This window comes from Paenibacillus sp. RC73 (assembly GCF_044908085.1).
GTDB lineage: Bacteria > Bacillota > Bacilli > Paenibacillales > Paenibacillaceae > Paenibacillus > Paenibacillus terrae_A.
Map to the genome: position 1 here is coordinate 94,558 of NZ_JBIYCV010000007.1, position 20,670 is coordinate 115,227.

Annotated in this window: 24 protein-coding genes; 15 read left to right on the forward strand and 9 right to left on the reverse strand. The window is 48.3% G+C overall.

The annotated features are described in order from the left end of the window. Positions 1 to 9: 9 nt before the first annotated feature. Positions 10 to 255 (reverse strand): NifU family protein, encoded by a 246-nt coding sequence (locus ABH897_RS17725; protein ID WP_013311836.1) that lies wholly within the window; start codon positions 253 to 255, stop codon positions 10 to 12. Positions 256 to 342: 87 nt separating this feature from the next. Here ABH897_RS17725 and ABH897_RS17730 point away from each other — a divergent pair, with 87 nt between their 5' ends. Next, positions 343 to 600, forward strand: a complete 258-nt coding sequence (locus tag ABH897_RS17730; protein ID WP_134912826.1) for a YuzB family protein — start codon at positions 343 to 345, stop codon at positions 598 to 600. A 120-nt stretch (positions 601 to 720) separates the two neighbouring features. Here ABH897_RS17730 and ABH897_RS17735 read toward each other — a convergent pair whose 3' ends face one another. After that, the gene (locus ABH897_RS17735) at positions 721 to 1,788 is read right to left on the reverse strand and encodes an NAD(P)/FAD-dependent oxidoreductase (protein ID WP_283653187.1); all 1,068 of its coding nucleotides are present in this window, start codon (positions 1,786 to 1,788) and stop codon (positions 721 to 723) included. A gap of 265 nt (positions 1,789 to 2,053) precedes the next feature. Continuing rightward, a complete protein-coding gene (gene mqnE, locus ABH897_RS17740; protein ID WP_283653186.1) occupies positions 2,054 to 3,160 on the reverse strand; it encodes an aminofutalosine synthase MqnE in 1,107 nt (368 codons plus the stop codon). 372 nt (positions 3,161 to 3,532) lie between these two features. Between mqnE and ABH897_RS17745 the strand changes: the two genes are divergently transcribed. Then, positions 3,533 to 3,892: a HesB/IscA family protein gene (locus ABH897_RS17745; RefSeq protein ID WP_014277861.1), complete on the forward strand. Its 360-nt coding sequence runs from the start codon at positions 3,533 to 3,535 to the stop codon at positions 3,890 to 3,892. Between the two features lie 221 nt (positions 3,893 to 4,113). Next, positions 4,114 to 4,887, forward strand: coding sequence for an S-layer homology domain-containing protein (locus ABH897_RS17750; RefSeq protein ID WP_283653185.1), 774 nt, complete (start codon positions 4,114 to 4,116; stop codon positions 4,885 to 4,887). A gap of 161 nt (positions 4,888 to 5,048) precedes the next feature. Here the strand turns inward: ABH897_RS17750 and ABH897_RS17755 are convergent, their stop codons facing one another. Both ABH897_RS17755 and ABH897_RS17760 read right to left on the reverse strand, forming a co-directional pair. Further along, on the reverse strand, positions 5,049 to 5,183 hold the full coding sequence (locus tag ABH897_RS17755; protein ID WP_404592513.1) for a hypothetical protein: 135 nt from the start codon (positions 5,181 to 5,183) through the stop codon (positions 5,049 to 5,051). A 54-nt stretch (positions 5,184 to 5,237) separates the two neighbouring features. Beyond that, positions 5,238 to 5,465 carry a helix-turn-helix domain-containing protein gene (locus tag ABH897_RS17760; RefSeq protein WP_283653184.1) on the reverse strand — a complete coding sequence of 76 codons (228 nt, stop codon included), beginning with the start codon at positions 5,463 to 5,465 and terminating at the stop codon, positions 5,238 to 5,240. A gap of 351 nt (positions 5,466 to 5,816) precedes the next feature. Here ABH897_RS17760 and ABH897_RS17765 point away from each other — a divergent pair, with 351 nt between their 5' ends. From ABH897_RS17765 to ABH897_RS17810, 10 genes are all read left to right on the forward strand, one after another. After that, a complete protein-coding gene (locus ABH897_RS17765) occupies positions 5,817 to 6,182 on the forward strand; it encodes a hypothetical protein (RefSeq protein WP_283653183.1) in 366 nt (121 codons plus the stop codon). A gap of 191 nt (positions 6,183 to 6,373) precedes the next feature. Further along, on the forward strand, positions 6,374 to 7,948 hold the full coding sequence (locus tag ABH897_RS17770) for a sigma-70 family RNA polymerase sigma factor (RefSeq protein WP_404592514.1): 1,575 nt from the start codon (positions 6,374 to 6,376) through the stop codon (positions 7,946 to 7,948). Positions 7,949 to 8,339: 391 nt separating this feature from the next. Beyond that, positions 8,340 to 9,092, forward strand: a complete 753-nt coding sequence (locus tag ABH897_RS17775; RefSeq protein ID WP_404592515.1) for a TetR/AcrR family transcriptional regulator — start codon at positions 8,340 to 8,342, stop codon at positions 9,090 to 9,092. A 26-nt stretch (positions 9,093 to 9,118) separates the two neighbouring features. Next, positions 9,119 to 9,865 carry a type I methionyl aminopeptidase gene (gene map, locus ABH897_RS17780; RefSeq protein WP_404592516.1) on the forward strand — a complete coding sequence of 249 codons (747 nt, stop codon included), beginning with the start codon at positions 9,119 to 9,121 and terminating at the stop codon, positions 9,863 to 9,865. Positions 9,866 to 10,333: 468 nt separating this feature from the next. Further along, a complete protein-coding gene (locus ABH897_RS17785; protein ID WP_404592517.1) occupies positions 10,334 to 11,263 on the forward strand; it encodes a DMT family transporter in 930 nt (309 codons plus the stop codon). 85 nt (positions 11,264 to 11,348) lie between these two features. After that, entirely contained in the window at positions 11,349 to 11,963 is a 615-nt protein-coding gene (locus ABH897_RS17790; protein WP_404592518.1) for a hypothetical protein, read from the forward strand. A 10-nt stretch (positions 11,964 to 11,973) separates the two neighbouring features. Then, a complete protein-coding gene (locus tag ABH897_RS17795) occupies positions 11,974 to 12,318 on the forward strand; it encodes a YkvA family protein (RefSeq protein ID WP_404592519.1) in 345 nt (114 codons plus the stop codon). A 30-nt stretch (positions 12,319 to 12,348) separates the two neighbouring features. Continuing rightward, positions 12,349 to 12,687: a hypothetical protein gene (locus tag ABH897_RS17800; RefSeq protein WP_404592520.1), complete on the forward strand. Its 339-nt coding sequence runs from the start codon at positions 12,349 to 12,351 to the stop codon at positions 12,685 to 12,687. Between the two features lie 6 nt (positions 12,688 to 12,693). Next, positions 12,694 to 12,984, forward strand: a complete 291-nt coding sequence (locus ABH897_RS17805; RefSeq protein ID WP_014277850.1) for a hypothetical protein — start codon at positions 12,694 to 12,696, stop codon at positions 12,982 to 12,984. 312 nt (positions 12,985 to 13,296) lie between these two features. Continuing rightward, on the forward strand, positions 13,297 to 13,617 hold the full coding sequence (locus ABH897_RS17810) for a hypothetical protein (RefSeq protein ID WP_014277849.1): 321 nt from the start codon (positions 13,297 to 13,299) through the stop codon (positions 13,615 to 13,617). 151 nt (positions 13,618 to 13,768) lie between these two features. Here the strand turns inward: ABH897_RS17810 and ABH897_RS17815 are convergent, their stop codons facing one another. The 3 genes from ABH897_RS17815 to ABH897_RS17825 form a co-directional block, all read right to left on the reverse strand. Then, positions 13,769 to 14,623: a 1,4-dihydroxy-6-naphtoate synthase gene (locus ABH897_RS17815; RefSeq protein ID WP_283653176.1), complete on the reverse strand. Its 855-nt coding sequence runs from the start codon at positions 14,621 to 14,623 to the stop codon at positions 13,769 to 13,771. Further along, complete coding sequence (locus tag ABH897_RS17820; RefSeq protein WP_283653175.1) at positions 14,624 to 15,283, reverse strand: futalosine hydrolase; 660 nt, start codon at positions 15,281 to 15,283, stop codon at positions 14,624 to 14,626. Between the two features lie 259 nt (positions 15,284 to 15,542). Then, positions 15,543 to 15,788 (reverse strand): hypothetical protein, encoded by a 246-nt coding sequence (locus ABH897_RS17825; RefSeq protein ID WP_044645463.1) that lies wholly within the window; start codon positions 15,786 to 15,788, stop codon positions 15,543 to 15,545. Between the two features lie 307 nt (positions 15,789 to 16,095). Here ABH897_RS17825 and ppk1 point away from each other — a divergent pair, with 307 nt between their 5' ends. Continuing rightward, a complete protein-coding gene (gene ppk1, locus ABH897_RS17830; protein WP_404592521.1) occupies positions 16,096 to 18,210 on the forward strand; it encodes a polyphosphate kinase 1 in 2,115 nt (704 codons plus the stop codon). On the opposite strand, the gene ABH897_RS17835 is transcribed toward ppk1, so the two are convergent. Further along, entirely contained in the window at positions 18,170 to 19,717 is a 1,548-nt protein-coding gene (locus ABH897_RS17835) for a Ppx/GppA phosphatase family protein (protein ID WP_283653173.1), read from the reverse strand. The genes ppk1 and ABH897_RS17835 overlap by 41 nt on opposite strands. 218 nt (positions 19,718 to 19,935) lie before the next feature. Here ABH897_RS17835 and ABH897_RS17840 point away from each other — a divergent pair, with 218 nt between their 5' ends. Then, positions 19,936 to 20,592, forward strand: a complete 657-nt coding sequence (locus ABH897_RS17840; protein ID WP_283653172.1) for a YheC/YheD family protein — start codon at positions 19,936 to 19,938, stop codon at positions 20,590 to 20,592. Positions 20,593 to 20,670: the final 78 nt, after the last annotated feature.

Consider the following 20,670-nt stretch of genomic DNA (forward strand, 5'->3'; position numbering starts at 1 on the left):
CATCAAGCATTAGAATACTTGTACCACTTCTTGGACGCCGTCGACTTCTTCGAGAAGAGCGCGTTCAATCCCTGCTTTCAGCGTGATTGTGGAACTTGGGCAACTGCCGCAAGCGCCTACCAGCTTCAGCTTAACGATGCCGTCTTCTACATCAACCAGTTCAACGTCGCCACCATCGCGTTGCAGGAACGGACGAAGCTTATCCAGTACATCCGCTACTTCATCATACATTTGAACGCTTTGTGTTTCGCTCATTAGAATTCAACTCCTTTCCTATACCTTATTTATTATATTACAAAGCGGGCCAAATTAAAATGCCCGTCGACCAAAGCAGGTGAAAAAATGTTAAGACCCATCATTGAATTTTGCACCAGCAATATGCATTTTGGCACCGATGAAATGATGTCCAGACTGGAGCAAAATCCGGATTACGACGTCATTGAATACGGCTGTCTCAGCAATTGTGGTCAGTGTAACGCAGAACCGTATGCGATGGTCAACGGTGAGATTGTATCTGCCGATTCAGCCGAGCTGCTGTACGAAGTGATTATGAACAAAATCAAGGAAGCCGAGGCATGGGATAACCTTGATCTGGACTAAGATGTTAATCATTCGTCAGCCTTCTTCGTTCTATCTATGATATACGCACCGTCCATACATGTTTAATACAAAGAAGACCCGCTCCCAGAGCAGGTTTTCTTTGTGTGTTGTACCAACAGATTAGCCAAAATGGCGTTTGGATTTCCAGAGCACGCCGCTTTTGAGCAGGCGGGGTACACGACCACGCAGCGAGGTGCTGCCCATAAAACCATAGCCGAATCCGGCTTTCTTGCCAAGCGCACCCAATGTGCCACGCAGCTTCAAAGGATGCGGGTGAGGCGTTTGGCCTTTCCACAGGTCGTGTACAATGTGTGCAATCTGCTCACCTTGCACCTCGGCCGCCTGAGCACTTGGGGAGTAGGGGAGACTGGCGCAGTCTCCAACTACATACACCTCGGGATGATCCGGAATTTGGTAATATTCATTTAGTACAATGCGGCCCTGAGGATCTTTGGGCACAGCTAAATCCTGCACGATTTTCACGGGTTGAATCCCGGCAGTCCATACAACCGCATCCGTCACAATTTCTTCATCATGGTTGTAAATAGCGCCCGGCTCAATGCGGCAAACCCCCACATGATTTAACGCATCGACTTGATGCTCCTTAAACCAGGCATGCACATAGGCAGACAAACGCTGCGGGAATGCCGACAGCACCCGCTCGCCCCGATCCATAATGGTAATATTCAAATCCGTGCGGCTTTCGCGCAATTCCGCCGCAATCTCAACACCGCTCAGACCGCCACCTACAATATGCACATGTCCGTAAGGCTTGATTTCATTCAGGCGCAGATACGTTTGACGTGTATTGTTAAAGGACTGGATGGTACAGCTATGTTCTTCAGCCCCTGGTGTATTGTGAAAACGGTCCGTACAGCCCAGTGCAATCACAAGCTGTTCATAGGGCAAAGGCTCGCCGTCCTGGAAATGTACAATTTTATTTTCCAAATCCATCGAGGTGACTTCTCCGTATTTGCGAATGAGCCGTTGTTCATCGGGAAAATGTACCCGTAAATCAAAATCAGATACCGTCCCCGCCGCGAGTGCGTAGTATTCTGTTTTCAATCCCTGAAAGGGCATTCGATCCACTAGAATAACCTGTACATCATCGGGAATATATTTATTGATTAATTCCTTGGCAATGGTAAGGCCACCGTAGCCGCCTCCCAGAATAACGAAATTTTTCATCAAAATCCGCCGTCCTTTCGCTGCCGTGTCCCCGGCAAATGGTCTGGTGCCTCATCAGGAAACCTTGTTCGCCTTCAAATTACGTCTTATCCCGGCGACATGCAAATTCAATGTTTCCGATCAGACACAAGTTTTTTGTTGTTATAAAACCCGGCTTCCCGGCCCGCCTGTAGGCAGACCAGAAAATTCCGAGGCAGCTTGACGCTGCATGGTGTGAGGTATGGGGATGAAATGCACGCGGGAAAATACGAATCCGATATGGCTTTTATTCGAAAACTTCGATTTCGTTATAGAAGGTGTCCCGTTCAACCGGGGTGCGTCCTGCACCTTTGACCAGCCAGATCAGCTCTTTACGGGTCAATCCGGCCGGGGTCAGTGCGCCTGCGGCATGGCTGATTTGCTCGCGCACAATCGTGCCGTGGACGTCCGATGCACCGAAGGTCAGAGCGACCTGCGTCAATTGCGGACCAATATTAATGAAGTAAGCTTTAACATGATCGATATTGTCCAGCATCAGGCGGCTGATCGCAATCGTTTTGAGATCCTCGTAAGCGGAGTTACGGCGCATAATGTTGGCATTTTTGCTTTTCGGCTGCATGGACAGTGGAATAAATACCATAAATCCGTTCGTTTCGTCCTGCAATGCGCGAATTTGCAGCATATGTTCAATACGATCCTCGTAGGATTCAACCGAACCGTACAACATCGTCGTATGAGTTCTCATGCCGAGATTGTGAGCCGTGCGATGAACCTCAAGATAGCGATCTACATTCGCTTTGGTGACACGCATTTTTTGGCGATACTCATCCGATAAAATTTCTGCGCCACCGCCGGTCAGTGTTTGCAGCCCTGCCTTTTGCAGCTCCTGAAGCACTTCTTTGATACTCAAGCCGCTAATGCGTGTGAAAAAATCAATCTCTGCCGCAGTATAGGCTTTCAGTGTAACATTGGGGTACTTTTCATTCAGCGCCTTCAATGAGTCTACATAGTATTGGAAAGGCACATGATTATTATGACCGCCGACGATATGGAATTCTCTGACGCCCGGATGGATATGCTGCTCAACATAATCAATCATTTCCTGCCCGGACAACGTATAAGAGCCTTCTTCCCCCTGATCCTTGCGGAAATTGCAGAACGCGCAGCGCGCTTCGCATACATTGGTGAAGTACAGGCTCATGTTCTCAATAAAATAAACCTTTTTTCCGTTCTTGCGTAAATTCGCTTCGTTAGCCAACTGACCCAGTGTGAGAATATCGTCAGTTTCGTACAAATATATACCGTCTTCAAGGCTCAAACGAATACCATTCTGTACCTTTTCTACAATCTCCGCCATTCTGCGGTCTGTAAAGGGTGTAACTAATGTGGACATGCCTATTCCTCCTTCAAGTTGCTCTGTGCGAGGCTGTCCGCCTGATAAGCGGCACAAGCGCTTAATGCACACAGGATGTCCCGTTCCGTCGGTACGAATCCGGCAGCGCGGATATGTGATATGTGAAAAATGTTACAATGACAAGCTACAATGATGAATGTCTCAGAACTTCATCTGTGAAATGACAAATTTCCGACAGTTTCTTTTACACACTCTTCACCTATTATAAACCTCACCTCACAGGTGTTCAATACAAACGAATAGAAAAACAGGTCTTCTAGCCTGTAAGAGAAGGACATTCCATGACTTGAGCACCTGCAAATAGTGGAGTATACTAAAGGAGAACATGAAGTAAAAGAGGAGGATGGAGTCATGATTAACATCACCGATTCCGCTGCCGAGCGCTTGAAAGATATGCTGGAGCAGCAGGAAACGCCGAATATGTTTTTGCGTCTGGGTGTTACGCCGGGCGGTTGCACCGGATTCTCGTATGCCATGGGCTTTGACGACAACGAGACGGATCAGGATATATATATGAACGTACAGGATATGAAGATTGTAGTGGAAAAGGAAAGCATCCGCTACCTGGACGGTCTGGAAATCGACTTTGAAGAGTCTGGTATGTCAGGCGGTTTTACCATTCATAATCCGAATGCAATCGCTACCTGTGGTTGCGGTTCAAGCTTCCGTACAGCTACGGATGCAGGGAAGCCGAACGAAGAGCCTTGTTAATTAATGTTTTTCGAGTGGTGGTCTGAATTATAGAAGCCTAAATGTCAGGTTTGTTAGGGAATGCGGATAACGGCCTTTGTGACGGGAATTACTCGTTGCGAGGTCGTTTTTGTGTTGTTTTTTCTGATTATTATTATCATTTGCTTTTGAGATGCCGATATAACATGGAGTTCTGAAGAACTATTTTCTACATAAATTTTACCTGAAGGAAGTGGAAAGAGATGTTGAAAAAGAAATGGCTTATCACTCCGCTGGTTGCGGTGGCACTGTTTTTTAGCCAATCCGCATTCGCGGCAAATACGTTTACTGATGTGAACGGGACAAAATATGAGTGGGCTGCTGAATCTATTCGTTCGATGGTCGACAAAGGCGTTGTCAAGGGCTATGAGGATGGGACCTTCAAGCCAGGCAAAACCATAACGAAAGCGGAATTTGTAAATATGTTTCACAAGCTTTTTCCAGAGATCAATCATTCGTCCGGAAAAGCTTCAGAATTTGTTGATGCGCGTAAGCACTGGGCGAATAAAGATTTTGCAGCATTATTCAATGGGGATTATGTTTGGGGCTTCACTGAAAGAGTAGGAGGCAAATATCCAAACTATCAATTCTATATCAATCCCGACAAACCGCTGACCCGCTGGGATGTTATGATGATTGCTTCCGTTCGGACGGATTATACGAATCAGACTCTTCATCCTGAGATCAAGGAAGTAATCTCTGCAGCTGCGCAGTATAAGGATATAAAAATTCGTAAGGCGAATTACAATGACAATTACTCGTTCAGCTATCCAGTAATATACATCGACACGACTCAAGAGGAGCCCTATTATGATGGAGATTCCCAAGATCAAAAAGGAGAAGCATTCTACACCCTGACTAATATGGGCGTCCTTACCGCCAATGATGGATACCTTCACCCCAAAGCGCTAGTCACACGGGCTGAGGCGGTTACCATTTTACAGCGTTTGTACGAAGCCACAAAGCAATCGAAGTGATTTTTAAATAGGATCAGACGAAAGCAAAGAAATGATCTAACTATAAATGAAGGCCTCTATAGCGGTATAGTCGTATAATACTATATTGCTATGGAGGCCTTTTTGAATGTGTTAAATGATCATAATCACTACACTATATAAAGTGATTACCTTGACATGACTTATAAAGCCGTGGAGGAACTGATCAAAAGATCGAATATATAAATGGAACTGCCACTTCGCAGACGGATGGTGCTTCCGAAGCGACCGCTTGGCTTGTACAGCACCAATCCGTCTTCTCCGTTTTCCTTGTACATTATTTAAGTTTAGCCAGTGCAGACGAAAAGTACTTAACGAAAATAGGACCGTTTTTATAGGCGATCCTTTTCAGAATTTTCAATTGCTATGAGTTCAGATATATCATCAATTTCAAGTGCATCCGCGATTTTGATAAGTGTTTTTAGATTTATTTGTTCACGAATGTTCCGTGACATTTCTGATATAGCCGCCTGACGAACACCAGATAGTTCGGAAAGTTGAGTTTGCGTAAGTCCCCGTTGTGTCATAACCTCGTTCAATTTAAGCCGAATCGTTCTCATATGTACACCATCCTCTAGCCCATTATATCCAATATACGAATATCCGTAAAATTGATGTTGACTCTATACTAAAAGTCGTATATATTATACTAATAAACGAATATACGAATATGAGTATTAAATTTATTTTCTCTCAACATTGTTAATTTGATCACTTGGTACTTGGTTCTAAAGTAGAACGGTACTGGATACTGAATTTAAGTATTGATAAAAAATTTCTTATAACAATGATTTAGGGAGTGAAGGGGCGTGTCGTTTATGTTTTCCAGATCATTCATACAGTAATCATGCTTATGCTGGATATCAATACATAAATAAATCAGTAATATTATAAGGTAGGGGGAATTATTTATGAGCGAATCTGTTGAATTGAAAAGAGTTGCCATGGTATATGGACTTGATGATGATCCTCATATGTATGAATTATTTGAGGGAGTCCTGTATGATCGTAGCTATTTTTTTTATCTTGAACATGGAATATTGTGTCTGCGATATGTACGAAAGGTAGAACAACCGGATCATCCGTATCTTTATGTGGACGGGGAAAGCGGGGGACTACAACTAGCGGAGAATGTGCAACGTGAGATCATGGAGGTCGTCACAGAACTGATCGAGCGTTTGCGCAGTAAGGATGGATTAGCATTTTTACTGGATGAACTGCTATGGCTACATGGTAGAAGTCACATTGAACTTAACCTCGTGAAAAATAAAGGGTGATTTATTTCGGTTGGAAACTATCAGCTGTAACTACAGTATGCTCCTATGAGAAAGAATCTGTTCATATTGTTGCAGTGTTCGGTGACGCTATGTATCAATCATTTCATTTTTCCATCAATATAATTTGTAACCTTCCCCCATTGAGTTGGCACTTAAGATTAAGAACACGAAAGAAACGAGGCTAGGGACGTATGAGGGAGTGGGTTGAAAAGGCGCGGCTAGGGGATGCGGAAGCGTTTGGGCAGCTGGTGCTGCATTTTCGTGGGATGGCCTATGCGGTGTCCTATGACATGCTGAAGGATGTCCATCTCGCGGAAGATGCCGTGCAGGATGCGTTCATAGAGGCTTATCAGAATCTGGAGAAGCTACAGAACCCGGCCGCTTTTCCAGGCTGGTTCAAGACCATTGTCGTAAGACAGTCCCAGCGGACGCTGCGGCGCAAGCATCATTCGGTGCTTCCTCTGGATGAAGCGGTGCAGGTATCGGGAGGAGTACCGGATTTGGCAGAAATTTCGGAGCGTAGGGAGGAGAGTCAAGTTTTGCAACAATCGGTGAAGGCACTGTCTGCCAAGCTGCGCGTGCCTCTGCGGCTATTTTATTTTTACGGCTACTCTCTTCAGGAAATTTCCGATTATCTGGGCACTCCGGTCCCGACGCTTAAGAAGCGGCTGCACGATGCCCGCCGAAAGTTGAAAGGTACACTCCCGGTGGCCGACCTCGTCTCCGTGTTCAATCATTTGTATGAGGGAGGGCAAAACATGCTACATATTGTTAACGGTGATGTTGTAGGTGAGATGTTGAAGCAGGGCGTTGTACAGGGTGATGTGCTTGTATGGAGAGAGGTTTATCCATCAGGGCCGATATTTGCAAATCCAGCAGGGGCTGAAGAACGGTCACTGCGGGCCCGGGTTCTGGAAGAAACGATGGGTATTCCGGCCAGCGAATACATAACGGGCTGTGAGGAACAAGAACAGAAACTTCGTGAATATACCAAGTACGATGAAGTCGTGTTGTGGTTTGAGCATGACCTGTTTGATCAGAGTATGCTCGCCTATCTGCTCCACTGGTTCAAAAGACAGAAACTGGGTCGCACGAAGCTGAGTCTGCTCTGTATTGGGGAGTTTCCAGGAATTGAACGGTTTCATGGTCTGGGACAGCTCACTCCGGCACAGCTTCAGACATTATCCGGGACCTGGCGGACCATTGGGCGGCAAGAAATGGAGCTCGGAAGCGAGCTTTGGCAGGCGTATGCTTCTCCTGATCCTGTTCAAATGGCTAATCTTCTGGAAGACAAGAAGGCAACATTGGCAGCATCCGGCCTGCCTTTTGCCTATGAGGCCTTCACAGCGCATCTCAAACGGTTGCCCTCGGAACGGAATGGTCTTGGCATTGTGGAACAGACCACGCTTCAGGCCGTTCGCAACGGAGTGGATACGCCTTTGGAATTGTTCCGTCAGGTAACTGACGTCCTGCATGTGCTCGGCATGGGCGATCTCGAATATTGGAAAGTTATTCGTTCTTTGGTGGAAGGTGAGCATCCTTTACTGATTATTGACGGGGCTGAGGACGGCTTGGATTTCAGGCAAATCCCGGAGTTTCTGAACCGCCCGGTAATTCTGACTGAGTTGGGTAATGAGGTACTAAATGGATCAGCGGACCGTATTGCAGTTCAAGGGATCGACGAGTGGTTTGGGGGGCTGCATCTTCACGGACATGAGGTTTCCTGGCGCTGGGATGATTTGGCTGGAGGTTTGGTCCGTCATTGACGAAACTATAGAAGCATGCCGAAAACCTTGAGCGGTATGTCGGTGAAAGGGATCGTTCTAAGTCTATGATGGCTCAACCCAAAAGATAAATAGCGAAAGAGTTTTCCGTTCATGGAAAACTCTTTTTTATTTTTAAGCACATCACGTAAAGACAGGAAAACCACCTACTTTTGAAAAGACACCCCTTATAATAACGATCTCAATCAGTATTTAAGGAACATTATACACCTGCCAAAATCTCGTTACTATTGCTTCCTATTTTTTCGCATCCGTAAACAGCTCCGATTTCTAGGTAAGCCGTAAATTCTCCAGCTAATTCCTTGTTATTCGCAAGCCGATGTTTTATATTGACATAAGAGTAGGTCAAAAATAAAAGAGGTGAACGGACGAGATGTCTCCACGCACGAAGGAACAAAACGAAGAGATCCGGCTGCGGCGTCTGGCGCAAATCCGGAAAGCCGCTGCCGATGTGTTTTTGAATAAAGGGCCTTTACTGGAAATGCGCGATGTGGCCGCGCAGGCGGGACTCGGCTATGGCACGGTATACCATTATTACAGCAATAAGGGCGATTTGCTCCACGATCTGCTATGGGACGCGTTGGAGCGGGCCGGGGGATGGCAGAAGGACACGCTAGAGGCCCCGCTGGAGGTCCCTTGCGCTTCGGCTTCGGCTTCGGGGGAGGCGCCGGAGGGCGGGCATTTCGGCTTGGCTGCTGCGGCGGACACCGGGAACGCGGCTGCCGCGGATTCCCGAAGCGGAAGTCGCGAAACGGCCGCTGCCGCAGAGCTTGGCCCCGTCGCCGCCGCTGGGGTCCGGCTGTTACAGCTTTGGGCGGAGGACCACGCTCTGTACCTGCTGCATAAGCTGGCCGGTGAGGGCTTTGCCTCGCTGCCTGAAGCACGGTCGGCTCCGCTCTCGGCCGCCTTTCGCCGGGAGGTGCTCGCGCCGCTTGCCGCGCTGCTGGAAACTGGGCGTGCGGCGGACGGGGCTGCCGCTTCCGGCAGAAACGCAGCGGAGCCGCCGGATCGGCTACAGCGCGCGGAAATGCTGCTGGCCGCCTTGGTCGGCTGCGCCTCACTTTCGCTTCGCCGCGGAAAGCTGCACGAGGAGGCCAGGGATATCGCCGGGTTTTTAAAATTATAGAATGGATAAGGAGCGAATAAACAAAGATGATCATTTTAAAATCACCTAGGGAAATTGAAGAGATGAAGCCGGCGAGCCAAATCGTTGCGGATTGCTACCGTAAGGTGGCCAAACTGATCGAGCCTGGGATTACCACCCAGGAAATCAATGAATTTGTTGCCAGACACATCACCAAGCTGGGCGGCAAGCAGTTTACGAAAGGATACAACGGTTTCCCCGCCGAAACCTGTATTTCGATCAACGATGTCGTGGCTCACGGCATTCCTTCCAATCGGGCGCTTATGGACGGGGACTTGTTGAAGCTCGACATCGTCGCGGAATACGGCGGATGGTTCGGCGATTCGTGCATGACCTATGCGGTGGGCAATATCCGGCCTGAGGCGCAACAATTAATGAAGGTGACGAAGGAATGTCTGGATCTGGGGATCGCCCGGGCGCTCCCCGGGGGCCGGCTCGGCGACATCACGTCAGCAATTCAACAGCATGCGGAGGCGAATGGGTATTCCGTCGTACGCGATCTGCTGGCGCACGGGATTGGGCGGAGCCTGCACGAAGAGCCGAGCTACGAGCATATCGGCACAGCCGGCAAAGGCATTCGGTTAAAGGAAGGCATGGTATTTACGATTGAACCCATGATCAACGAAGGTACGTTCCGTATCATGATCGACGACGATCAGTGGACGGCGAGAACGGCCGACGGCAAGTTGTCGGCGCAATATGAGCATACGATCGCAGTCACGCCGGACGGGCCACTGATTTTAACGGCCCAGTAACAAGAGAGGCGAACGGACGGGAATGCGTCATTTTAGGAAATAAGTCGCCAACCCGGCCTGCTCGGCCTGACGAAAGTTCGTAATCCGAAACGACGAAAAAGCGCTGGGCCCAGCCTGGGACCAGGGAAGCTTTTTTTTACATGGTTTGTAACTTTACCGATTTACGAAAAACTGCTCCCCGGGAAAATGGCTTAGAAGTAAAACACTTTCACCAGCCTAGTAGAACGATCCTGAAATAACGTAAAAGACATTCATGACCTTCAGCCAAAGCGTATTTACGAACGTGCTGAGCTAATAACCGCTGGTTCCAGACTTCGTAAGAATAGCCGAACTCTTTTCTGACAACATTCATTTTATTTATTAAAGCCCACAGTATACGCTAGTAAAGTGAAGCTTTGCAAACGGCTGTAAATGATTATAGCCGTATGAAATGAGCGATGATCATCGTTAGGGGAGAGGAAGATATCTATGAAAACATTAACACCTAAAGCTACGCTGTGGCTTGTATTGATATTAGTGATGGTGTGGGGAATTAACTGGCCGTTGACCAAGCTGGCTCTGCCGGATACACCGCCGATTTTATTTTCAGGCATCCGTACGCTGTTAGGCGGGCTAATCCTGCTTCTGTTCGCTATGCGTCACAGGGAAACCTTACGCTTGAGACAGAATGCGTGGACGTATCTCGTTCTGGCGATATTTAATATTGCAGGCTACTATGGCTTGCAGACGGTGGGGCTACGGTATTTGCCTGCCGGGTTATTTTCCACTTTAGTATTCCTCCAGCCGATCTTGCTTGGATTGTTCTCCTGGTTGTGGTTGGGTGAGCGCATGTTTCCGATGAAGGTCATTGGACTGGTTCTTGGCTTTGGCGGGGTGATCGTGATTAGCTCCGGCGGGATGGCAGGGCATTTGTCCGTCTTAGGTATCGTGCTGGGGCTGGCCTCTGGACTGTGCTGGGCGCTCGGAACAATGTATATGAAGAAAAAAAGCAAGCAGCTGGACTCCATTTGGGCGATGACGATGCAGCTCATTTTTGGGGGAATTATACTCAATGGGATTGGACTTACGACGGAGAAATGGAGCGATATTCACTGGACCCCCTCCTTTATCGGTATCTTGCTGTTTATATCGGTATTCGTGATTGCGATGGGCTGGATGATTTATTTTAAACTGATCGACAACGGAGAAGCAGGAACCGTCGGCTCCTATACATTTATGATTCCGGTGCTGTCTACGATCTTCAGTATGGTGATGCTCAAGGAGTCGCTTACTCTGACATTCGTGGTGGGATTGGTGCTGATCGCGGGCAGTGTGTATCTGGTGAATACGGCTTTACCGGGAAAACGAGGCAACCCAAGCTCAAGGGCCAATGAAACGAAATCCTGTACCCATAAATAGAGAATGCGAAAGCAGGAAGAATATACTAGATTATAAAAGGGGGTCATAGTAAAATATGACTATGTAAATAGAGAGGAAGTTTGCTATGGGGGAATTAAGCAGTCATACTCAGTCTGTGGAGCCGCAACCACAGGCTGTTCGTAAGCTCGCAGTTGTAGCCACGGTCATTTCAGGAATAGCTGTACTCGGATGTATTACCTTGGCGTTATGGAATTATAATCTGACTGCAAAGGTAAATACTTTAACTACAGCGAATGCTTCACTCAACAAGACAACGCAAGCATTGACAAAGCAACAAAAGGATACAGAGGCCCTGCTGCAACGGGTTAGATTAGCAGCCAACCTGTCGTCCATATCGCATGTATTGGAGCAGACTTCCGTCGTTACTGATGATTTTGTATTGGAAAAAGCGACCTTTGATGTAGCAGAGAATGGTACGTTGAAGGGTGTGCTTTTAAATGTGAACAATCAACCGAATCTTGGTTTGGGTGGTGCTTATCGAGGTTATGGTAAATATAATATGGCTTCTTCTACTTTGACGAAGAAGGCGGAGGAAGTCATAGACATAGCTATGAAACAGTATGGTACGTCGGACAAGCTTCCGGTATGGGATAAAAATACGAAGGTGGAAATGACGGTACAAAATTATGAACTTGGAAAGCGGGAAGGTGGAATTTTCAAGCTTGCCAGTCAGAAATAGGAGGTACCTTATGAAGGATTTTGATGTAACTAAAGCCAAATATGATCCGAAGCAGGAAGAACAGGTAAAAAAGGGATTTTTCAAAAAGGTGAAATCCACGGCCGGAAAGGTTCCTTTTGTGAAGGATGCAGTGGCCATGTACTATTGTGCGGTAGATCCTGAAACGCCTCTTTATGCCAAAGGGGTGGCCTTCGGGGCCTTGGCGTATTTTATTTCTCCATTGGATGCGATATCGGATGTCATTCCGATGCTGGGCTTCACGGACGATGCGGGTGTCGTGCTGGCGGCCTTAAAAGTGCTGGACATGCATATCAAGCCTGCCCACCGGGAGAAGGCGAGCGAATTTCTTTCTTGAGTATTGGTTAAAGAGCGGGGGAGCTAAAGAATGGATAGGTACACGTCTACAGCGAGGGAACGCTGGCAGATGAGACAGAGTGAGCCGCAGCCGCAGGGCTGGGTGCTTGCTTTGTTTGGCTGGATTTTTGCAGGATTGGGGCTACTATTAAGTATTTTCGTCATTGGTAATCTGTCGGCTATTCTGGGTTTAGTCTTCGGCATTTTGACGAAACGGATAGAGCAACGTAATACACAAGGCATCCTGATTATCGTTTTAAGCTCCGTTGGGGTCGGCATCGGGTTGTTGATTTTTATTATTTTTGCAGCACAAGGTTTTGTGGAAGGCCTGATAAGAGGTTATAATGAGCATTATCAGTCAGGGAGGTAAACAGCATTGAGCGTCATTATTTCACAGCAGATTACAGCAACGGGCGTGAAGGAATATACGAAGGTGATTAAAACATTTGATTCCCATTTTACACCTTTGGTTGGACAGAAAATCAGGGATACGGCTTTTGGCGATATGCAATATTATGATGTCGAGGACGTGTTTATTGATCTAGCAGAGAACGAATATTGGGTGATTTTACCTGCGGTTCTGCTGCATACCGATGATATCGAGGATGTACGGGATGCGGTGCGTGAGTATCGTTCACATGGTTGGGAATGTACAAAACCTTTGTAAATCCATACTGCATAAGCATCTATACGGAAACGTCTTTCTTTTGCGAGATAGGCGTTTTTTTGTGTATTTATGTATAAAATCTTCCTAATGATTGGCATGAAAAGAAAGAATTAATGCTGAAAATGCGCAAATTGTATCATTTTTTATCATAAAACGACAAGTTGGGAAATGAAAACGGACTTAATGTGTTATACTTAGTATATCAAAGGACAAGAGTCTAAAACGACCGGTAAGGCCCTTTCTTTGAAGAACCTCGTAAGGTTCAACGTTTATCCAAAATAAATGGTCAAAAGGAAAAGGGGAAATGCTAACGTGAGAGTGAATTTGAAATTTACGAACAAAGGGCAAGTTGCAGTCGAGAAGTTCAACAATGAGGAGCTTATCGAAATCTTTACCCGCTACATTAAAACGTTAAGCAAGAAGTATGATATCTCGGTTACCGTACCGGAAGATCTGAATGAGCAGATCTTGGCAGAGGGCACCGTAAAGGTCGTGTTGGATAAGATTAATTGTGACATGGACGCTTTTTTCAAGGAGCTGAGCCGGGATATTAAGGTGCCACTGGTCAAAAGATTGGGTACCAAATTGGATAACGTGTTTAAGACCGAGGTCGTGGAGCAGGAACAGAACTAAGGACAAGGATCAGGCGAGTCTGAATGATGATTCGCAATATGAAATCATAGAACCTCCCGAATGGGGCGCATGGCTAGGCAATGTGCTCGTTCGGGAGGTTTTATATGTTTAAACTGCTCTATTCAGCTGGAAAACATGCAATGTCGGTCCATTAGCGGGTGGTGGACGCAAGGCGCAGCTTGGCTAAATCAAACGAAGGCACAAGTCCTTCCTGTGCGGCGCGTCCGAGCAGTGCTTCGATGGCTGCGTATCCACTGTCGCCCAGATTGGCGGTAAAGTCGTTCACGTACAGGTCGATATGTGATTGGGCCACATCCGGAGACAGCTCCTGTGCATGGGACAATACATATTCGCGCGAGGCCTCGGGATGCTTCCAAGCATACTCGACAGAGGCGTGTAACCAGCCTGCGATCGCATCGAGGTCCAGAGAACGGCGGGCAATAATGGCTCCAAGCGGAATCGGGAGACCCGTATCTTCTTCCCACCAGTTGCCCAGATCCACTTGCTTGCTGAGACCGTAGGATGGATACGTGAAACGTGCCTCGTGAATGACCAGCCCGGCATCCATATGTCCGTCACGGACAGCAGGCATGATCTGGTCGAACGGCATCACGACAATTTCACCGACCCCTCCCGGCACATGCTTGGCCGCCCACAGGCGGAATAGCAGATAGGCCGTGGAGCGTTCGCTCGGCACAGCTACGCGCTTGCCGGACAGGGCTTCCGGTCCTTCCGCCGTGGTATCTTCCTTGGTCAGCACGAGCGGTCCGCAGCCCCGGCCTAGCGCGCCGCCGCAAGGCAGCAGGGCGTATTCGTCCAGCACCCAAGGGAGTGCAGCATAAGAGATTTTCATAACATCCAGCCCGTTTGGCGTTACCGCCAGATTGTTGGTGATGTCGATATCGGCGAATGTGATGTCCAGCGAGGGTGCGCCCGGAATCAACCCATGCGCCAAGGCATGAAAGACAAAGGTGTCGTTGGGACAAGGTGAAAAAGCAATTTGCATCTATATAACCTCCGTTAATGTAGAAAATGCGGCTTCCAACGCTTGCAAAGCCTCTTTGATCCGCCAGGCGGCGCGGTCACGTGGGCCAACTGCATTGGAGATCGTGCGGATCTCCATCACAGGCAGCTCCAGCCTGTTCGCCGCTACGGCTACCCCATAGCCTTCCATCGCTTCGGCAGCAGCCCCGGGAACGCGCACAGCCAGCTGTTCTGCGGTTGCCGCCGTACCAGTCGCCGTCGTGACGGTCAGGATCGGCCCGGCGACGGCTGTCTGTCCGGCGGCACGCAGCGCCTGAACGAGTCGCTGCGTGGTTGCGCCGTTCACGGCGATTCGGCTGGAGCCGAAGCCCAGCTCGTCCACGCTGCTGAAGCCCTCCGCCGTCTCGGCCCCGAGGTCGGCGGCGATGATCGCGTCCGCGACGACGACGCTCTCCAGTGCGGCTACATCCACGAAGCCGCCGCCGATTCCGGCGCTGATGACCAGGCGGTAGCCGCCGCCAACCAGCGCCAGAGCAGTCGAAGCCGCTGCGGACGGAGCGCCCACACCAGCCAGCTCAACTGCAAAGCGGGTGTCGCCGTTCAGCCCGCGCAGCACGGCTTCCCGTTCGCCCTCAACCGCGGTCATGATCAGGATGCGTCCGTCTGATGTTGTAGGCTCCATCGGTTGATTCCCCTTTAAATTTAGATTTTATGCTACTTTATCATACTGCTTTTTGAAACGATGTTCAAAAAAAACGACAAAAAAAGCGCTCTGTGGCGCCTTTTGGATAAACCTGTAATATTTTCACAGACCGAAAGCCAGCAGCATCGCTGCCTTAAAGAATAACGTTTAGCCTATAAGTAACAGTTAGATAGCAGTTATATTCAAGAAAAAAAGCATTTCTAATCTGGAAGAACAGTACAGGCATAGCATATAATAATTATATCGGCTGATCCTTGGTGATCAACTGAAACATCGTGATATTGCGGTCATAATGGCTTTGGGTCCCATCCTGATTGCGCACCCGAATCATCTCGCTGCTGAACAATTCGATATATCCGCTGCCAATCTCGCAGTATACGCCCGTCGGGTCCTCCTGCCAGACTGAAACGAGATGCTGAGACAGCGCTGCGGTAAAAAATTCGATGTTTTTTTGCAGTACGCGTGGCGTTTTCTTGGGTTCCATAACGTAAATCCTCCCTATATGATGCCATTTGAAAATGAAACAATTGAAAGTGGCTGGTATGTGACAAGTAAAGCGTGATAAATATAAAAAAACGATGAAAAAGTACGATTCGACAATCTACCTCAATGAAACAGACGTAAACACTGTACCCTTTAATACTATTTTTGTAAAGTATCCGATTGACCTTTTCAACAACAGGCTGCGTTTTACACACATTTTACATTGTGTTTACACAGCCGTGATGCTAGTGCGTTTCATCTAATAGTACAATAAAACATAACTATACTGCATGATTGATGGAGGCCATATGTTGATAGAGAGTCAGAATAAGGATAAAGATAAAGCCGGGTCAGAACGCTACTTTAATCGGGATTTGAGCTGGATTGAATTTAACCGTCGTGTGCTTCAGGAAGCTCAGGATACAGACACACCGTTGCTGGAGAGAGCCAAATTTTTGGCGATTGTGTCCAGCAATCTGGATGAATTTATGGCTGTTCGGGTGGCAGAGACGCGCGAGAAGATTAAGGCTGGTTTTATGCAAAAGGATTTTACCGGATATACTCCCTCCGGTTTGTACAAACGGCTGATCAAGCGCACGGTCTCAATGGTATCGGAGCAGTATCGAACCTATCGCGAAATTTCCCGCCTGTTGACGAAAAAGGGGATTTTGCTGCTTGAATATGAGGGCTTGAATGCGACACAGCGCAAGTCTCTGGATACCTACTTTCATGAAATTATATTTCCGGTGCTAACGCCAATGGCGGTCGATCAGAGCCGTCCTTTTCCACTAGTTCACAATAAATATGTATATTTGGCAGTTGTACTGAGACGTCAAGGGGATACGGAGGAGGATAAGCCGTTTTTTGCCATTGTGCAGGTGCCTTCCAATATTCCGCGTGTCGTGTCTGTGCCGCTACGTTCCAATAGCAAGAAGAAATCATTCATTTTAATTGAAGAGCTGATCAAGCATCATATTCAAACGCTGTTCACAGGTTATGTGCCGGAATCGGTCCAAGCCTTTCGGGTCACGCGCAATTCCGATTTGTCCATTAATGAAGAAGAAATCGAAGATTTGCTCGAAGAGATTGAAAAAGAACTGCGTCGAAGAAGACGCGGTGCGCCAGTAAGGCTGGAAGTGGAAAAAGGGATTAATCCCTTTGCTCTGATGGAGCTTCAGCGCGAATTCAAGTTGTTCGATCATGTGTTTGAGATGGACGGGCCGCTGGATTTGACGTTTCTATCGTCCTTTGCCGATCAATTGGAAGGGCATTCGCATTTGAAGTTTCCGGCAATCAAACCGGTGTATCCGGAAGAGCTGCCCCCGCAAGAGGATATCTTCAACGTACTTCGCAAACGGGACGTGCTGGTATATCATCCGTATGAGTCGTTCGATGCGGTAACGGATTTTATCATTGAGGCGTCAGAGGACCCGGATGTGATGGCGATCAAAATGACCCTGTACCGGGTCAACGGGGAATCCAAGCTGATACCGGCACTGGCACGTGCGGCTGAATCGGGCAAGCAGGTCACGGTGGTGGTGGAATTAAAGGCCCGTTTTGATGAGGAACGTAATATTGCCTGGGCGCGTACGCTTGAGAAAGCAGGCTGTCATGTGGTGTACGGGCTAGTCGGTTTGAAGACGCACGCCAAAATCATTCTCGTGGTACGCCACGAACGTAACATGCTCAAACGATACGTGCATGTGGGGACTGGCAACTACAATGAAAGCACGGCCCGCGTATATACGGATATCGGGTTATTCACGTCAGACCCGGTCTTGGGCGAGGATGCCTCCGAGCTGTTTAATGAAATCACGGGCTTCTCCGCACTCAAGACGCTGCAAGCTTTTACGGTGGCTCCGACGGGAATGAAAAACAAGCTGTTCGAGCTGATCCGCAGGGAAGCGGAGCAAGCACTTGCAGGCAAGCCAGCCCGTATCATTGCCAAAATCAACTCCTTATCCAGTCAGGAGATGATTGATGAACTATATGCAGCTTCTCAGGCGGGTGTGAAGATTGATTTGATCATTAGAGGGGTCTGCTGCTTGCGTCCCGGTGTGGAAGGATTCAGCGAGAATATCAGCGTCATTAGTATTGTGGATCGCTTTCTGGAGCATTCAAGGCTGTTTTATTTTGAAAATGCAGGGGCTTCGGAGCTGTTCCTGTCCAGCGCGGACTGGATGACTCGCAACCTGACACGCCGGATTGAACTGATGTGCCCGATTTACGATGACCGGATCAAGGGAATGCTGTCGGACATTTTGCTTTTGTCCTTGAGAGATAATGTGAAGGCGCGGCAGCTTCTGTCCAATGGCAGTTATCAGTTTGTGGCAAGAAACGACGAAGAGGCCCCTATGCGGAGCCAATCCGAAGCCATGAAGGTTAGAAATTGGAAGAAGGAAGAATGGACCACGACAACGTAAGGTTCCATGCTTTTTGAAAATCCTTGGCGACAGCCTCCAGCTCCCGCTGTTCCAGAATCGGTTCACTCATGCTTTCCAGACGAAGATGTAGCGCATCGTCACCTGTGGTGGGATTGATGCTGGTGATGATGCCGGATTCGCTCCGATCCATGCCGATCGCAAGCTGGAGCAGGGAGCCCAACCGATGTACACGTTCTTCGTCGGAAGGCTCCAGAATATCGGCATGTGTGCGCAACAGTCGGGGCGTCCGATTCTTGGGATGGTAGTCTGCGATCAGTGCAGCCAGCACCGTTTCCTGATGGGATAAACCGCCGATGCCCGCATGTAGGATCCAGAACACGGAATGCTGGCGGAAATGATAGTAATTTAAGGCTGCTCCGGTTTTGTACAGCGTTGCGGCGGTCAGCAGCAGACGTTTGTCCATCGCTGAGGATGATACGTCAGCCCATACGTCAACGAGTTCGTCATAGAGTCGGACAGCGTACTCGTTAACCCGCTTGACGTGCTCTTCGCTAACCGGAACAGCGAATGAAAGTATATTGCGGATCGACGCAATGAGCGGATTGTCGACCACAGGCTTTTCGGAATTGACCAGTTCATGAAACAAACCGTCACGCAAGCCCGCTCCGCTGACCAAATAGGTGGAGCCATGAGCGGCCTCGAATATCGTTTTCAATATAACTAGCCCCGGTACAATAATGTCGGCTCTGTCTTTGGACAGGCCGGCTGTTTTTTTGCGTTTTTCATAGGGAAGATGGGGCAGACTGACATAAAAATAATCGACATCTTCTGTCGTCATTTCGTAATGGTGCGTCACGGGCAACGAGTAATCCTGCCGCTTCTGATTGATTTTGGCCAAGGTACGCAAGGTACCGCCCAAACCGATGAACGGCAGGCCCGGATTGGAAAAGATCCAATCATGGTCTTGCAGGGAAGAACGGACGAAGCTCTCCATCTCCTCGATCTGCTGAGAGGACCATTCACCATTCCTGACTTCCTGGCCAAAGCGCGAATTCGTGTTGACCGCGCCAAAAGGAAACGATACGGTATGAAGCCGCTGTCGCTCGCGGAACAGCGTAATTTCGGTACTGCCGCCCCCGATGTCAATAATAATGCCGTCGTTTACATTCATGGTATTGACGACGCCCAGAAAACCGGCATAGCCCTCCTGCTCCCCGCTCAATATTTCCAGCGTTAAGCCTGTTTCCTCCGCAATCCATTGAACAATCTCATCCGAATTCGCCGCATTACGGATAGCGGCTGTCGCTGCTGCACGCATACGAACAACCTCGTGCATACGGCATACCGTTATAAATTGGCGCAGTAATGGAGCGATGCTTCGAATCGCTTCCCGCTCCATACGGCCGTTGGTTCCAACCTTTTCACTTAGTCGGGCAGCCTCTTTGCATTCCTGGACAATCCGGTAGGCTCCTGTCTCTGTTATTTCATAGATCACTAGACGTATGGAGTTGGAGCCAATGTCCATGATGCCGATTTTGCTGTTCATGAGTTGACCTCCTTGTCGAAAAAACAATTTGCCGGCAAACCCGCTGCTCCGTGCAAATATAAGTAGATTATTGTCATTGTACCAGTGATGTCCCGTGCATGCTACCGTTAGCATTGATCTTGTCGAAATGGATATGTTCCTCGGGCAATCATCCAAGAATAGAGCATCCGTGTTGAGTATGTATAAGTATAGTTTGACGGCGAAAGGAGAGAGGATTCATGAGACAACTTGCAAGCAAGTGGTTAAAGACGAAGGCGCTGCTCCGCCATCCGTATACCGCCGTTTATATACCGGAAACGTGTCTGTATAGCGAAGATCAACTGCGCATGATGCTGCGGCGGCAAGCTTTTGTGTTCATAAAGCCTGTGAAGGGCGGCGGTGGAATCGGAGTCATGCGTGTGGCTAGGGGGCGCAGGGAATACACCTGCACGCGCATGGAACGCACATACCGGTTCAGCAGCTTTGGAGAGCTTGCTGTCGGAATCGGAAAGCTCCGGCTCCAGCGTCCGTATTTGATTCAGCAGGGTATTTTGTTGGCTACTATTCAGGGCAGACCGGTTGACTATCGGGTAAAAGTGGTGAAAGTGGGCCAGAAATGGGTTTTCCGGTCGGTGGTTGCACGTCATGCCCGTCCCGGACTAGTCATTACGAACCTGTGCAAAGGGGGAACTTTGATGAAGGGAATGGATGCACTTCGGAAGATTTATCCCCGCCAGGTGGCTACCCGAAAGCGACGTGAAATCGTTAATCTTACACAGCGGTGTATTCCTGTACTGGAGAAAAGATTTCCGGGGATTGGACAATTGGGATTTGATTATGGACTTGATCCGAATGGACGGATATGGATTTTGGAGGTAAACACAAGGCCCCAATAATTCTTGATTTTCTTGAATTCAATCCCATAAAATTCAATTTAGTAGATTGTGAATATAATATATTTGTGTAAACAATAA